This is a genomic window from Cytobacillus kochii (genome assembly GCF_020171845.1).
GTDB classification, from domain to species: Bacteria; Bacillota; Bacilli; order Bacillales; family Cytobacillaceae; genus Cytobacillus; species Cytobacillus kochii.
Genome location: NZ_JAIVAM010000014.1, coordinates 39,545 through 52,635, shown reverse-complemented (window position 1 = coordinate 52,635; position 13,091 = coordinate 39,545). Strand labels below are relative to the sequence as shown.

Here is a 13,091-nt window from a genome sequence, read left to right as displayed (position 1 = left end):
TATATGCGCACCTCCTTCAATTTAGCCTTGTTTTTGTTTATGTTTAGGGTTTTCACAGATAACCATTACTTTACCTTTTCTGCGGATGACTTTGCACTTTTCGCAGATCGGTTTAACTGATGGTCTTACTTTCATTATCCTAACCTCCTTAGTAGTACGGAGTGCAATGATTATTTAAAACGATAAGTGATTCTTCCGCGAGTTAAGTCATAAGGAGAAAGCTCAACTGTTACTTTATCCCCTGGTAAAATACGAATGAAGTGCATGCGAATTTTACCGGAAACATGAGCTAAAACTGTATGACCGTTTTCTAATTCTACCTTAAACATTGCATTTGGCAAAGTGTCTATGACTGTGCCTTCTACTTCAATTACATCATCTTTCGCCACTAAACAAGTCTCCCTTCCATAAAATCATATACGAAATACATCAAATGCTTTCCCAAGCATGTAGATATTCTTTGCTAAAAGGTTCGCAGAATAACACATTCGGACATTCCGATACATAATCTCATAGGTCGCGTAATCAATGCAAGCTTTATGAGCTAATAATCATCTTACTCAAAACAAATGATTTTAAACATATACACAACAACCTTCTGATTATAACATAAAAAGAGTTTGACGTCTCCTTATAGTAAAAAGAAAAATGAGTTAGAAACGGAGTATTTTAGAAAAGCCTACTGTTATTTTACAGTAAGTATTTCATAACCAGTTTCAGTAATGGCTATTGTATGTTCGAAATGGGCACAACGCTTACCATCGACTGTTACGACTGTCCATTGATCGGATAGCGTTGATACATATCTACTACCGATATTTACCATCGGTTCGATAGCTAATACCATACCTGGTTTTAATAGAGGCCCTTTATTCGGGGGACCAAAATGTGGAATCTGTGGTTCCTCATGTAAGTCTTGCCCTACCCCATGTCCGACATATTCTCGTACAATGGAAAAGCCTTTGCTTTCCGCATATGTTTGGATTGCATGAGAGATGTTCGATAAGCGTACACCTGGCTTTGCTTGTTTTAAGCCTTCATATAATGACTGCTCAGTAACTTCAAGCAATGCTTTTGATTGTTCATCAATTGCCCCTACTGCGTAGGTCCAGGCAGAATCACCGTGATAACCGTTATATTTTGCACCTATATCAATACTGATGATATCACCATCGTTTAAGCTGTTATCATCAGGAATCCCGTGAACTAGCTTTTCGTTCACAGATGTACATATACTACCTGGAAAACCGTTATAACCTTTAAAAGATGGGACGGCCCCACATTTGAGAATAAAAGCCTCAGCAAGACAATCTAATTCTCTTGTCGTTATTCCCGGAGTGATATGCTTTTGTAATTCCTCATGTGTTAAAGCGACAATTCTACCAGCTTCTCGCATAATATCGATTTCACGTTGAGTTTTGCTTATGATCATTATTGTAAGCCTCTTAAAAGACTATCTAGATCAGTAAATACTTTACCAATTTCTTGTTGACCGTTAATGTTACGCAAATAGCCTTTATTTTCATAGAAATCAAGCAAAGGTTTTGTTTGCTTAATGTTTACGTCAAGTCTATTTTTAACAGTTGCTTCATTATCATCTTCACGTTGATATAATTCTCCACCACAGCGGTCACATTCGCCCTCTTTAGTTGGAGGATTAAATACAAGATGATATGTTGCCCCACAAGATTTACATATTCTGCGGCCAGTTAGCCTTTCCATCAAAATCTCTTGATCTACATCAATGTTAATAACGTAATCAATTTTTCTTGATAGATCAGAAAGAATATTTTCTAAAGCATCCGCTTGAGCAACGGTTCTAGGGAAACCATCTAAAAGAAAACCTTTTTCACAATCGGGTTTACCAAGACGTTCTCTAACAATACCAATTGTTACTTCGTCTGGCACAAGTTCACCTTTATCCATAAAAGACTTTGCTTCTAAACCTAGAGCAGTTTCTTCTTTGATCGCTGCACGGAACATGTCTCCAGTAGAGATATGCGGAATACCGTACTTTTCAACAATTCTTTCTGCTTGTGTACCTTTACCGGCACCAGGGAGCCCCATTAATACAAGATTCAAGTGAATTCCCCCCTATTCTATTAGGTTTGAGGGAACAATCGTCCCCTTAAACCTTTCTATTTGATAAAACCTTTATAATGACGTTTAACTAGCTGAGACTCTAACTGTTTGTAAGTATCAAGAGCAACACCAATCACGATTAGTAAGCTCGTTCCACCGATTTGAGCAGTTTCTGGTAGCCCTGCAACATTAATGAAGAACATTGGAATGATTGCAATCGCTGTTAAGAAAAGAGCACCAACAAAAGTTAAACGATATAAGACTTTAGTTAAATATTCCTGCGTGTTTTTACCAGGACGGATGCCCGGTACATAACCACCTTGATTCTTCAAGTTCTCAGAGACTTTCTCTGGGTTTACTTGAATGAATGCATAGAAATATGTGAAAGCAATTATTAATGCAGCATAGATGACCATACCGATTGGCTCAGTATAATCAAATATCTTCTGGATCCAACTCGTTACACTATTCGATTCAAAAAAGCCTGCAATCGTTCGTGGTGTAATGATAAATGAAATCGCAAAGATAACAGGGATAACACCTGCAGCATTTACTTTTAAAGGTAAATGAGTGTTTTGAACACCTACTGGCGTCTTACCTGCTGATGCACGTTTTGCATATTGTACTGGAATTTTTCTTAATGCCTGTTGGATAAAGATTGTTCCAACTACAATAGCAATAACCGCAAGCACGATAAGTACAAGGGTTACGATACGTAGGAATAATTGATCTCCAGCACCTTCAATTTGCTGCGCATAAATTTGGTTAGCGATGGAAGGAATACCGGCAACGATTCCAGCGAAGATAATAATAGAAATACCATTACCAACACCTTTTTCCGTAATTTGCTCCCCTAACCACATTAAAAAAGCAGTTCCTGCAGTTAATACTGTAGCAATTAATAAATAAGAGCCAATACCCGTATTTTCAATTAACATGCCACCAGCAAGATTATTAAACCCGTAAGACATACCAAGAGCTTGGATAAAACCAAGCACGATAGTAAAGTATCGTGTAAACTGAGCTAGTTTACGACGACCCGCCTCACCTTGCTTAGCCCATTCCGTAAATTTCGGCACAACGTCCATTTGTAGTAACTGAACAATGATTGATGCTGTAATATACGGCATGATTCCCATCGCAAGAATTGAGAAGTTTAATAACGCACCGCCACCAAATACATTCAAGACACCAAATACACTCATTTGATCCTGTGATTGTAAAATTTGTGCATTCACCCCTGGAACGGGGATAAATGTGCCGATGCGAAATACAATTAACATTAATAGGGTGAAAATAATCTTTCTTCTTATGTCACCCACGCGCATAAAATTGGAGATTGTCTGAAGCATTAGATCACCTCGGCTTTACCGCCGGCAGCTTCGATTGCTTCTTTAGCCGCAGCAGAGAATTTATGAGCTTTAACTGTAAGCTTTTTCTCTACGTTGCCTTTAGCAAGAACTTTAATTCCTGCTTTTTCGTTACTTACAACACCCGTTTCAATAAGAAGCTCTGGAGTAACTTCCGCTCCATCTTCAAAACGATTAAGTGCGTCAAGATTAACTACCGCATATTCTTTACGGTTAATGTTAGTGAATCCGCGTTTTGGTAAGCGTCTGAATAAAGGTGTTTGACCACCTTCGAATCCAGGACGTACGCCGCCGCCAGAACGAGCATTTTGACCTTTATGTCCCTTACCAGCAGTTTTACCGTTACCTGAACCAATACCGCGACCTTTGCGTTTACGTTCTTGACGTGAACCTTCTGCAGGTTTTAATTCATGAAGTTTCATGTTGGCACCTCCTTATTTTGTAGAAGATCGAAAATTATTTTTCAGTTACCGTTACAAGATGAGCAACTTTTTTAATCATACCACGGATGGCAGGATTGTCTTGGTGCTCAACTGTTTGGTGCATTTTGCGTAATCCAAGAGCTGTGACTGTTTGGCGTTGGTCCTCAGGGCGACCAATCACACTGCGAGTGAGGGTAACTTCTAGTTTATTCGCCATTTGATTTCCCTCCTTATCCTAACAGTTCTTCTACTGATAAACCACGTAACTTAGCTACGTCTTCAGCACGTTTTAATTGTTGTAAACCATCTAGTGTTGCGCGAACCATGTTAATTGGTGTGTTTGTACCCAATGATTTAGAAAGGATATCGCCTACACCCGCTAACTCTAGTACCGCACGAACTGGTCCACCAGCGATAACTCCTGTACCTTCATATGCAGGTTTTAGAAGAATTTCGCCAGCTCCGAAGTGACCGATTACTTCGTGAGGAATTGTAGTTCCAACCATAGGAACTTCAATTAAGTTTTTCTTCGCATCTTCAATTGCTTTGCGAATAGCTTCTGGTACCTCTTGAGCTTTACCTGTACCAAAGCCAACGTTACCGTTTTTATCTCCAACTACTACAAGAGCAGAGAATCTGAAACGACGTCCACCTTTAACAACCTTAGCTACACGGTTTACCGTAACTACGCGCTCTTCAAGTTCAAGTTTGTTTGGATCAATACGACGCATTCTATATGTCCCTCCTTTGTCTATTAAAATTCTAACCCGTTTTCGCGAGCAGCATCTGCTAACGCTTTAACACGACCATGATATAAGTATCCTCCACGGTCAAATACGATTGATTTCAATCCTTTTGCTTCCGCACGTTTAGCGATTAATTCGCCGACTTTAACAGCCGCATCAACGTTGCCTGTAGCTTCAATACTAGCTTCTTTGTCTTGTGTAGACGCGCTAGCAAGAGTTACTCCGTTCACATCGTCAATTAATTGTGCATAAATGTGTTTATTTGAGCGATACACATTTAGACGAGGACGAGCCGCAGTGCCAGAAAGTTTAGATCTTACGCGAGCGTGTCTTTTCTTACGCACTGCATTTTTATCAGCCTTCGTAATCATTTCGGTCACTCCTTTCGTTTAGCTATGCAGCATTACTTACCTGTTTTACCTTCTTTACGACGAACATATTCTCCTTCATACCTAATACCTTTTCCTTTGTAAGGTTCTGGAGGACGAACGTCACGAATGTTAGCCGCTAAAGCGCCTACACGTTCTTTACTTGCACCTTTTACTACTACTTTCGTATTAGCTGGTACTTCGATTTCGATACCTTCTTCAGGTTCGATTTCAACTGGGTGAGAGTATCCAACGTTCAATACAAGCTTTTTACCTTGTTTTTGGGCACGGTAACCGACACCGATAAGTTCTAAGCCTTTTTCGAAGCCTTTAGATACACCTTCAACCATGTTAGCGATCAATGCACGAGTTGTACCATGAAGCGCACGGTGCTCTTTTTGATCAGAAGGACGCACGATGTTGATTACGTTCTCTTCGATGTTAATTGCGATATCTTTATTAAAAGTGTGAGAAAGCTCACCTTTAGGACCCTTTACGATAACGTGATGATTTTCATCAAGCGTTACTGTTACTCCACTAGGGATTTCAATTGGTTTTTTACCTATACGGGACATTTATTGCACCTCCATTCTTTCTGAAACTATATTACCAAACGTACGCTAGTACTTCTCCGCCTACTTGTTTCGCGCGAGCTTCTTTGTCTGTAAGAACGCCTTGAGAAGTAGAAACGAGTGCGATACCAAGACCGTTAAGAACGCGTGGTACCTCATCAGCTTTAGCATAAACACGAAGACCAGGTTTACTGATACGTTTTAAGCCTGTGATTACACGTTCATTTTTTGCACCGTATTTTAAGAAAATGCGGATAATGCCTTGCTTGTTATCTTCGATAAACTCTACATCACGTACGAAGCCTTCACGCTTAAGGATTTCAGCAACTTCTTTTTTAATATTAGAAGCAGGAACTTCTAATTTTTCGTGACGAACCATGTTCGCATTACGGATGCGAGTTAGCAAATCTGCAATTGGATCTGTCATGACCATTGTTTTTACCTCCTTCCCTAACTTTGGGTTTACCAGCTAGCTTTTTTAACGCCAGGAATTTGTCCTTTATATGCTAATTCACGGAAACAAATACGGCAAAGCTTAAATTTACGGTATACAGAATGTGGACGTCCACAACGTTCGCAACGTGTATATTCTTGTACCTTGTATTTAGGCGTGCGTTTTTGTTTCGCAATCATTGACTTTTTAGCCACGTTTTCGCCTCCCTCTAATTAACGATTACTTTTGGAATGGCATTCCAAATTGTGTTAAAAGTTCACGAGCTTCTTCATCAGTATTGGCAGTTGTTACGATAACGATATCCATACCACGAACTTTGCTTACTTTATCGTAATCGATCTCAGGGAAGATCAATTGCTCTTTAACACCAAGTGTGTAGTTTCCGCGTCCGTCGAAAGACTTTTTAGAAATACCACGGAAGTCACGTACACGTGGAAGAGAAACAGATACTAATTTATCGAAGAATTCGTACATGCGTTCTCCACGTAAAGTAACTTTCGCTCCGATTGGCATACCTTCACGTAAACGGAAGCCAGCGATTGATTTTTTCGCGCGAGTGATAACAGGTTTTTGACCTGCGATTTGTGTTAATTCCTCAACAGCATTATCTAATGCTTTAGAGTTTTGCACAGCATCACCCACACCCATGTTGATAACGATTTTTTCAAGTTTTGGTACTTGCATTACTGATTTATAGTTAAACTTGCTCACAAGAGCAGGAGTAATTTCTTTTACATGTTTTTCTTTTAGGCGGTTCATCGATTGTACCTCCCTTCTTCATTGATCTATTTATCTAAAGATTCACCTGATTTTTTTGCTACACGCACTTTTTTCCCATCAACCGTTTGATAGCCTACGCGAGTTGGTTCACCAGATTTTGGGTCAACCGGCATAACGTTTGATACATGAATAGGTGCTTCTTGGCTAAGGATTCCACCTTGAGGATTCAAGTTAGATGGTTTAGCGTGTTTCTTTACGATATTAACACCTTCTACAAGAACGCGTTCTTGTTTTGGGTAAGCAGCAAGAATAACGCCTGATTTGCCTTTATCCTTACCAGAGATGACCATTACTTTATCACCTTTTTTTACATGCATCTGTGTGCACCTCCTTAAAGGCATTTTGTTTAATTTTTATAGTACTTCTGGAGCTAATGATACGATTTTCATGAAGTTGTTCTCGCGTAGTTCACGAGCAACTGGTCCAAAGATACGTGTACCACGAGGACCTTTATCGTCACGAATAATTACACATGCGTTTTCATCAAAACGGATGTATGTGCCATCTTTACGACGAACGCCGCTCTTTGTACGAACGACAACAGCTTTAACAACATCACCTTTTTTAACAACGCCACCTGGTGTTGCTTGTTTCACTGTGCAAACAATTACATCACCGATGTTAGCAGTTTTACGGCCTGAACCACCTAAAACTTTAATTGTAAGTACTTCACGAGCACCAGAGTTATCAGCAACTTTTAAACGTGATTCTTGTTGAATCATCTGTGTAACCTCCCTTCGGGATCAAACATATTTCCGAACAATTAGATAATAACTGCTTTCTCAACAACTTCAACTAGACGGAAGCGTTTAGTCGCAGATAATGGGCGAGTTTCCATGATACGAACGATATCGCCGATTTTTGCTTCATTTTGCTCATCATGAGCTTTAAACTTTTTAGAGTACTTTACGCGTTTGCCGTATAATGGATGCTTTTTGTATGTTTCGACTAAAACAGTAACAGTTTTATCCATTTTGTCTGAAACAACGCGTCCAGAGTATACTTTGCGTTGGTTACGTTCACTCATTGTGCGAACCTCCTCTCAATATCACTTGCTAAAACCAATTTCTCTTTCACGGATAACAGTTTTCATACGAGCAATTGCTTTACGCACTTCACGGATGCGAGCTGTGTTTTCCAGTTGTCCAGTCGCCAATTGAAAGCGTAGATTAAAAAGCTCTTCTTTTAATGATTTAACTTTTTGTTCTATTTCGGCAGTGGTAAGGTCACGAATTTCATTAGCTTTCATTTGATTCACCACCAATTTCTTCTCGTTTTACAAACTTACATTTAACTGGAAGTTTGTGTGCTGCAAGACGTAGAGCTTCACGAGCGATCTCTTCAGATACACCTGCAATTTCGAACATTACTTTACCAGGCTTAACAACTGCAACCCATCCTTCAGGAGCACCCTTACCAGAACCCATTCGGACTTCAAGAGGCTTAGCAGTGTATGGCTTATGCGGGAATATTTTAATCCAAACTTTACCGCCACGTTTCATGTAACGAGTCATTGCAATACGGGCAGATTCGATTTGACGGTTAGTGATCCAAGAAGCATCTTGAGCTTGTAGACCATATTCACCGAATGTTACTTCAGTACCACCTTTTGCTTGACCGCGCATTTTTCCACGGTGTACACGACGATATTTTACGCGTTTTGGCAATAGCATATTATTTGCCTCCTTCCCCATTATTCTTCTTTGTAGGAAGCACCTCTCCACGATAGATCCATACTTTTACGCCTAACTTACCGTAAGTCGTATCTGCTTCTGCTGTAGCATAATCAATGTCAGCACGAAGAGTATGAAGTGGTACAGTTCCTTCGCTATAAGATTCAGAACGAGCGATATCAGCACCGCCAAGACGTCCAGATACCATTGTTTTGATACCTTTAGCTCCTGCGCGCATAGCACGTTGAATAGTTTGTTTTTGAGCACGACGGAATGATACACGGTTTTCCAATTGACGAGCAATGTTTTCCGCTACTAATTTCGCGTCGATGTCAGCTTTTTTGATTTCAAGAATATTGATGTGAACACGTTTGCCAGTAAGTGCGTTAAGTGCTTTACGCAACGCCTCTACCTCAGTACCACCTTTACCGATAACCATTCCCGGTTTTGCAGTATGGACTGTGATATTTAAGCGATTAGCTGCACGTTCGATTTCTACTTTAGAAACAGATGCATCGCTTAAGCGTTTTGTGATGTACTCACGAACTTTCAGGTCTTCGTGTAAAAGATCAGCGTAGTCTTTACCTGCGTACCATTTTGACTCCCAATCACGGATGACACCGATACGCAAACCGACTGGATTTACTTTTTGACCCACAGATTATCCCTCCTTCTTTTCTGATACAACGATTGTGATGTGACTTGTGCGTTTGTTGATTGCGCTAGCACGACCTTGTGCACGTGGACGGAAACGTTTTAAAGTTGGTCCTTCGTCAACAAATGCTTGCTCAACTACTAAATTATTAACATCCATTTCGTAGTTGTGCTCTGCGTTAGCTAGTGCAGATTTTAATACTTTTTCTACGATTGGAGAAGCAGCTTTTGGAGTTAAATTTAAAATCGCTACCGCTTCACCTACTTGCTTACCTCGAATTAAATCTACGACTAAACGAGCTTTACGAGGAGCAATACGAACTGTTCTTGCAACAGCTTTAGCTTGCATTATAATGCCCTCCTCTCATTAACGTCTTGTTTTCTTATCATCATTACCATGGCCTTTGTATGCACGTGTTGGAGCAAATTCTCCAAGCTTGTGGCCTACCATATCTTCAGTAACATAAACAGGCACATGTTTGCGACCATCATACACTGCGATAGTGTGTCCGATGAATTGTGGGAAGATCGTAGAACGGCGAGACCAAGTCTTCACTACTTGCTTGCCATCAGTTTCATTTAACTTTTCGATCTTTGTCATTAAATGTTCGTCAACAAAAGGTCCTTTTTTTAAGCTGCGACCCATGATTGAACCTCCCTTCGTGATTGTTCTACGGCCCGTCTTTGGAACCGTAGTTCAATCCCGTTATTTTTTACGACGACGTACGATAAATTTATCAGATTGATTGTTTTTCTTACGTGTTTTGTATCCAAGAGTTGGTTTACCCCAAGGAGACATAGGTGATTTACGACCGATAGGAGCTTTACCTTCACCACCACCGTGTGGGTGATCGTTAGGGTTCATAACAGATCCACGTACAGTTGGGCGTTTACCTAACCAACGAGAACGACCGGCTTTACCGATGTTAATCAATTCGTGTTGTTCGTTACCAACTTGACCTACAGTAGCGCGGCAAGTAGCAAGAATCATACGAACTTCACCAGAGTTTAAGCGTACTAATACGTATTTACCTTCTTTACCAAGTACTTGTGCACTTGTTCCAGCAGAACGTACTAACTGTCCACCTTTACCAGGTTTAAGTTCGATGTTGTGGATTACAGTACCCACAGGAATGTTTGTAAGTGGTAATGCATTACCTACTTTGATATCTGCTTCAGGACCAGACATTACTTCTGCGCCTACTTTAAGAGTCTTAGGAGCTAGGATGTAACGCTTTTCTCCATCTACATAATTAATTAGTGCAATGTTAGCTGAGCGGTTTGGATCATACTCGACTGTAGCAACGCGACCTGGTATTCCATCTTTGTCACGTTTAAAGTCGATGATACGATATTGACGTTTATGACCGCCGCCTTGATGACGAACTGTCAACTTACCTTGGTTGTTACGGCCACCTTTGCGCTTTACTGGAGCAAGCAAAGATTTTTCTGGTTTGTCTGTAGTGATTTCTGCGAAATCAGATACCGTCATGCCGCGACGACCATTAGAGGTAGGTTTGTATTTTTTAATCGCCATTTCATTTCCCTCCTCTTCTTGTTAGAAATTAAGCTTCAAAGATTTCGATTTCTTTGCTGTCAGCAGTTAGTTTAACAATCGCTTTACGGCGTTTGTTTGTATAACCACCGAATTTACCCATGCGCTTGAATTTACCTTTGTAGTTCATGATGTTCACTTTTTCAACTTTTACATCAAAGATTTCTTGAACAGCATCTTTAACTTGAGTTTTATTAGCTCTTACATCAACTTCAAAAGTATATTTTTTGTCAGCCATGATGTCAGTAGAACGTTCAGTGATAACGGGGCGCTTAATGATATCGCGTGCATCCATTATGCAAGCACCTCCTCTACTTTTTCGACCGCTTGCTTCGTCATGATCAATTTATCATGATTTAAAACGTCTAATACGCTGATTCCGTTAGCAGTAACAACTGTTACTCCAGGGATGTTACGAGCAGATAATGCTACGTTTTCATCGATGTCTGCAGTTACGATTAATGCTTTAGAATCTACAGAAAGACCTTTAAGTACACCTTTAAAGTCTTTTGTTTTTGGAGCTTCGAAAGATAGAGTTTCTAATACTAGAATGTTCTCTTCCGCAACTTTAGTAGATAACGCTGATTTGATAGCTAAGCGACGAACTTTTTTAGGTAATTTGTAGCTATAGCTGCGTGGTACAGGACCAAATACAGTACCGCCTCCGCGCCATTGTGGTGAACGAATTGAACCTTGACGAGCACGACCTGTGCCTTTTTGACGCCATGGTTTACGTCCTCCGCCAGCTACTTCAGAACGAATTTTAGTTTTATGAGTTCCTTGACGTAGAGAAGCTCTTTGCATAATAACAGCTTCAAACATCACGTGGTTGTTTGGCTCGATACCAAAGATTGAGTCGTTCAGCTCAATATCGCCAACTTGTGAACCACTTTGGTTTAATAATGCAACTTTAGGCATTCTTACTTCCTCCTTTCCGGGTTATTACTTTGCTTTAACCGCACTTACTAGTTTTAGAAGCGCTTTTTTAGAGCCAGGTACATTACCTTTTACTAATAGAAGATTGCGTTCTGCATCTACTTTTACGATTTCAAGGTTTTGTACTGTGATTTGTTCTCCGCCCATGCGACCAGGTAATAATTTACCTTTGAATACGCGGTTTGGAGCAACAGGACCCATTGAACCTGGGCGACGGTGGTAACGTGAACCGTGTGCCATTGGTCCGCGAGATTGTCCGTGGCGTTTAATCGCACCTTGGAAACCTTTACCTTTTGAAATTCCTGTTACATCAATTTTTTCACCTTCAGCGAAAATATCAACTTTGACTTCCTGACCAACTTCATACTCAGCTAAGTCAGCTCCGCGTAATTCGCGAACGAAGCGCTTAGGAGTAGTATCAGCTTTAGCAGCGTGTCCTTTTTCCGGTTTGTTTGAAAGCTTTTCGCGTTTATCTTCAAAACCGATTTGGATTGCTTCGTATCCATCAGTATCAACTGATTTCTTTTGAAGAACAACGTTTGGAGTAGCTTCAACCACTGTTACCGGGATAAGATCACCGTTTTCAGCAAATACTTGAGTCATACCAATCTTTCTTCCTAAGATTCCTTTGGTCATTTCAGTCACACCTCCTAGATTGTTTTAATGTATTAATTAAAGTTTAATTTCGATATCAACACCAGATGGTAAGTCTAAACGCATTAATGAATCGACTGTTTGTGGTGTTGGATTAATGATGTCGATTAAACGTTTGTGTGTACGCATTTCGAATTGCTCACGAGAATCTTTATATTTATGCACCGCACGAAGAATTGTGTAAACTGACTTTTCAGTTGGCAATGGGATTGGACCAGATACAGCCGCACCAGAGCGTTTTGCAGTTTCAACGATTTTTTCAGCAGATTGATCAAGAATTCTGTGATCATAAGCTTTTAAACGAATACGAATTTTTTGTTTTGCCATTATTTTCCCTCCTTTTCGCCTATTTTCATATAGACATTCTCCGTGAAAATTTCCCACACACTCGCCATGGCAAAGCGGCCGGGTGTGTCAGCAACCTTTCACTTCATCGCAGTCAAAGACCAACATTGTCTATTATACAGAAAAGACATAACAAATGCAACTATTGATTGCGTTTCTCTCTGTTCTGCACACTTTTAACATTATAACTGCTGTGAATAGTGTTTTCAAGTATATCTTCCTCTTTACATCATTTTCTAAAAAAACGCTTATACAATTATTTATTTTAAAATTTTCTAAATTTTTATTTGACAAACATAGGCTCATTCATGTAAATTTTACTCAATAAAATATTTTTTATTTCTTATCATGAGAGGTTGAGGGATAGGCCCGATGACACCTCAGCAACCATCAATAGTGAACGCTATTGAAAAGGTGCTAATTCCTACAAGCTATACGCTTGAAAGATGAGAAGATGACTATGATGATAATAGGCCTTCT

Annotated in this window: 26 protein-coding genes and 1 riboswitch; all 26 genes read right to left on the bottom strand. The window is 40.0% G+C overall.

The genetic code is table 11. From position 1 onward, the window contains the following. Positions 1-21: 21 nt before the first annotated feature. The 26 genes from rpmJ to rpsJ all read right to left on the bottom strand — a co-directional run bounded on the left by rpmJ (position 22) and on the right by rpsJ (position 12,593). A complete protein-coding gene (rpmJ, locus tag LCM23_RS21250) occupies positions 22-135 on the bottom strand; it encodes a 50S ribosomal protein L36 (RefSeq protein WP_003156543.1) in 114 nt (37 codons plus the stop codon). A gap of 35 nt (positions 136-170) precedes the next feature. Further along, entirely contained in the window at positions 171-389 is a 219-nt protein-coding gene (gene infA / locus LCM23_RS21245) for a translation initiation factor IF-1 (protein ID WP_095371202.1), read from the bottom strand. A 296-nt stretch (positions 390-685) separates the two neighbouring features. Further along, on the bottom strand, positions 686-1,432 hold the full coding sequence (gene map / locus LCM23_RS21240; protein ID WP_224938676.1) for a type I methionyl aminopeptidase: 747 nt from the start codon (positions 1,430-1,432) through the stop codon (positions 686-688). Continuing rightward, entirely contained in the window at positions 1,432-2,082 is a 651-nt protein-coding gene (locus LCM23_RS21235) for an adenylate kinase (RefSeq protein ID WP_095371204.1), read from the bottom strand. Before LCM23_RS21235 ends, map begins: the two co-directional genes overlap by 1 nt. Before the next feature lie 56 nt (positions 2,083-2,138). Further along, complete coding sequence (gene secY / locus LCM23_RS21230) at positions 2,139-3,434, bottom strand: preprotein translocase subunit SecY (RefSeq protein ID WP_095371205.1); 1,296 nt, start codon at positions 3,432-3,434, stop codon at positions 2,139-2,141. Next, the gene (rplO, locus tag LCM23_RS21225) at positions 3,434-3,874 is read right to left on the bottom strand and encodes a 50S ribosomal protein L15 (protein ID WP_095371206.1); all 441 of its coding nucleotides are present in this window, start codon (positions 3,872-3,874) and stop codon (positions 3,434-3,436) included. The genes secY and rplO overlap by 1 nt, the downstream gene beginning before the upstream one ends. 34 nt (positions 3,875-3,908) lie before the next feature. Next, entirely contained in the window at positions 3,909-4,091 is a 183-nt protein-coding gene (rpmD, locus tag LCM23_RS21220) for a 50S ribosomal protein L30 (RefSeq protein WP_224938675.1), read from the bottom strand. A gap of 13 nt (positions 4,092-4,104) precedes the next feature. Next, the gene (gene rpsE, locus LCM23_RS21215; RefSeq protein WP_095371208.1) at positions 4,105-4,605 is read right to left on the bottom strand and encodes a 30S ribosomal protein S5; all 501 of its coding nucleotides are present in this window, start codon (positions 4,603-4,605) and stop codon (positions 4,105-4,107) included. 23 nt (positions 4,606-4,628) lie between these two features. Continuing rightward, a complete protein-coding gene (rplR, locus tag LCM23_RS21210; RefSeq protein ID WP_095371209.1) occupies positions 4,629-4,991 on the bottom strand; it encodes a 50S ribosomal protein L18 in 363 nt (120 codons plus the stop codon). A gap of 32 nt (positions 4,992-5,023) precedes the next feature. Further along, positions 5,024-5,563 (bottom strand): 50S ribosomal protein L6, encoded by a 540-nt coding sequence (rplF, locus tag LCM23_RS21205; protein WP_095371210.1) that lies wholly within the window; start codon positions 5,561-5,563, stop codon positions 5,024-5,026. A gap of 31 nt (positions 5,564-5,594) precedes the next feature. Then, positions 5,595-5,993, bottom strand: a complete 399-nt coding sequence (gene rpsH, locus LCM23_RS21200; protein ID WP_095371211.1) for a 30S ribosomal protein S8 — start codon at positions 5,991-5,993, stop codon at positions 5,595-5,597. Between the two features lie 29 nt (positions 5,994-6,022). Further along, positions 6,023-6,208, bottom strand: a complete 186-nt coding sequence (rpsN, locus tag LCM23_RS21195; RefSeq protein WP_009499044.1) for a 30S ribosomal protein S14 — start codon at positions 6,206-6,208, stop codon at positions 6,023-6,025. A gap of 25 nt (positions 6,209-6,233) precedes the next feature. Beyond that, positions 6,234-6,773, bottom strand: a complete 540-nt coding sequence (gene rplE / locus LCM23_RS21190; protein ID WP_224938674.1) for a 50S ribosomal protein L5 — start codon at positions 6,771-6,773, stop codon at positions 6,234-6,236. 26 nt (positions 6,774-6,799) lie between these two features. After that, positions 6,800-7,111 carry a 50S ribosomal protein L24 gene (gene rplX, locus LCM23_RS21185; RefSeq protein WP_095371213.1) on the bottom strand — a complete coding sequence of 104 codons (312 nt, stop codon included), beginning with the start codon at positions 7,109-7,111 and terminating at the stop codon, positions 6,800-6,802. A gap of 36 nt (positions 7,112-7,147) precedes the next feature. After that, positions 7,148-7,516, bottom strand: coding sequence for a 50S ribosomal protein L14 (gene rplN, locus LCM23_RS21180; RefSeq protein ID WP_095371214.1), 369 nt, complete (start codon positions 7,514-7,516; stop codon positions 7,148-7,150). 41 nt (positions 7,517-7,557) lie between these two features. Then, positions 7,558-7,821, bottom strand: a complete 264-nt coding sequence (gene rpsQ, locus LCM23_RS21175) for a 30S ribosomal protein S17 (protein WP_095371215.1) — start codon at positions 7,819-7,821, stop codon at positions 7,558-7,560. A 21-nt stretch (positions 7,822-7,842) separates the two neighbouring features. Next, positions 7,843-8,043, bottom strand: coding sequence for a 50S ribosomal protein L29 (gene rpmC, locus LCM23_RS21170; RefSeq protein ID WP_009336588.1), 201 nt, complete (start codon positions 8,041-8,043; stop codon positions 7,843-7,845). After that, entirely contained in the window at positions 8,033-8,467 is a 435-nt protein-coding gene (gene rplP, locus LCM23_RS21165) for a 50S ribosomal protein L16 (protein ID WP_095371216.1), read from the bottom strand. The genes rpmC and rplP overlap by 11 nt, the downstream gene beginning before the upstream one ends. A gap of 1 nt (position 8,468) precedes the next feature. Continuing rightward, complete coding sequence (rpsC, locus tag LCM23_RS21160; RefSeq protein WP_095371217.1) at positions 8,469-9,125, bottom strand: 30S ribosomal protein S3; 657 nt, start codon at positions 9,123-9,125, stop codon at positions 8,469-8,471. Between the two features lie 3 nt (positions 9,126-9,128). Then, positions 9,129-9,470 (bottom strand): 50S ribosomal protein L22, encoded by a 342-nt coding sequence (gene rplV / locus LCM23_RS21155; protein WP_095371218.1) that lies wholly within the window; start codon positions 9,468-9,470, stop codon positions 9,129-9,131. A gap of 18 nt (positions 9,471-9,488) precedes the next feature. Continuing rightward, positions 9,489-9,767 carry a 30S ribosomal protein S19 gene (gene rpsS / locus LCM23_RS21150; RefSeq protein ID WP_095371219.1) on the bottom strand — a complete coding sequence of 93 codons (279 nt, stop codon included), beginning with the start codon at positions 9,765-9,767 and terminating at the stop codon, positions 9,489-9,491. A 60-nt stretch (positions 9,768-9,827) separates the two neighbouring features. Next, entirely contained in the window at positions 9,828-10,658 is an 831-nt protein-coding gene (gene rplB / locus LCM23_RS21145; RefSeq protein WP_095371220.1) for a 50S ribosomal protein L2, read from the bottom strand. Positions 10,659-10,686: 28 nt separating this feature from the next. Continuing rightward, the gene (gene rplW, locus LCM23_RS21140; RefSeq protein WP_095371221.1) at positions 10,687-10,971 is read right to left on the bottom strand and encodes a 50S ribosomal protein L23; all 285 of its coding nucleotides are present in this window, start codon (positions 10,969-10,971) and stop codon (positions 10,687-10,689) included. Next, complete coding sequence (gene rplD, locus LCM23_RS21135) at positions 10,971-11,594, bottom strand: 50S ribosomal protein L4 (RefSeq protein ID WP_224938673.1); 624 nt, start codon at positions 11,592-11,594, stop codon at positions 10,971-10,973. Before rplD ends, rplW begins: the two co-directional genes overlap by 1 nt. Before the next feature lie 24 nt (positions 11,595-11,618). Beyond that, complete coding sequence (rplC, locus tag LCM23_RS21130; RefSeq protein ID WP_095371223.1) at positions 11,619-12,248, bottom strand: 50S ribosomal protein L3; 630 nt, start codon at positions 12,246-12,248, stop codon at positions 11,619-11,621. A 36-nt stretch (positions 12,249-12,284) separates the two neighbouring features. Beyond that, positions 12,285-12,593, bottom strand: coding sequence for a 30S ribosomal protein S10 (gene rpsJ, locus LCM23_RS21125; RefSeq protein WP_003348621.1), 309 nt, complete (start codon positions 12,591-12,593; stop codon positions 12,285-12,287). Between the two features lie 358 nt (positions 12,594-12,951). Further along, positions 12,952-13,064, top strand: a riboswitch (SAM riboswitch). Positions 13,065-13,091 lie beyond the last annotated feature (27 nt).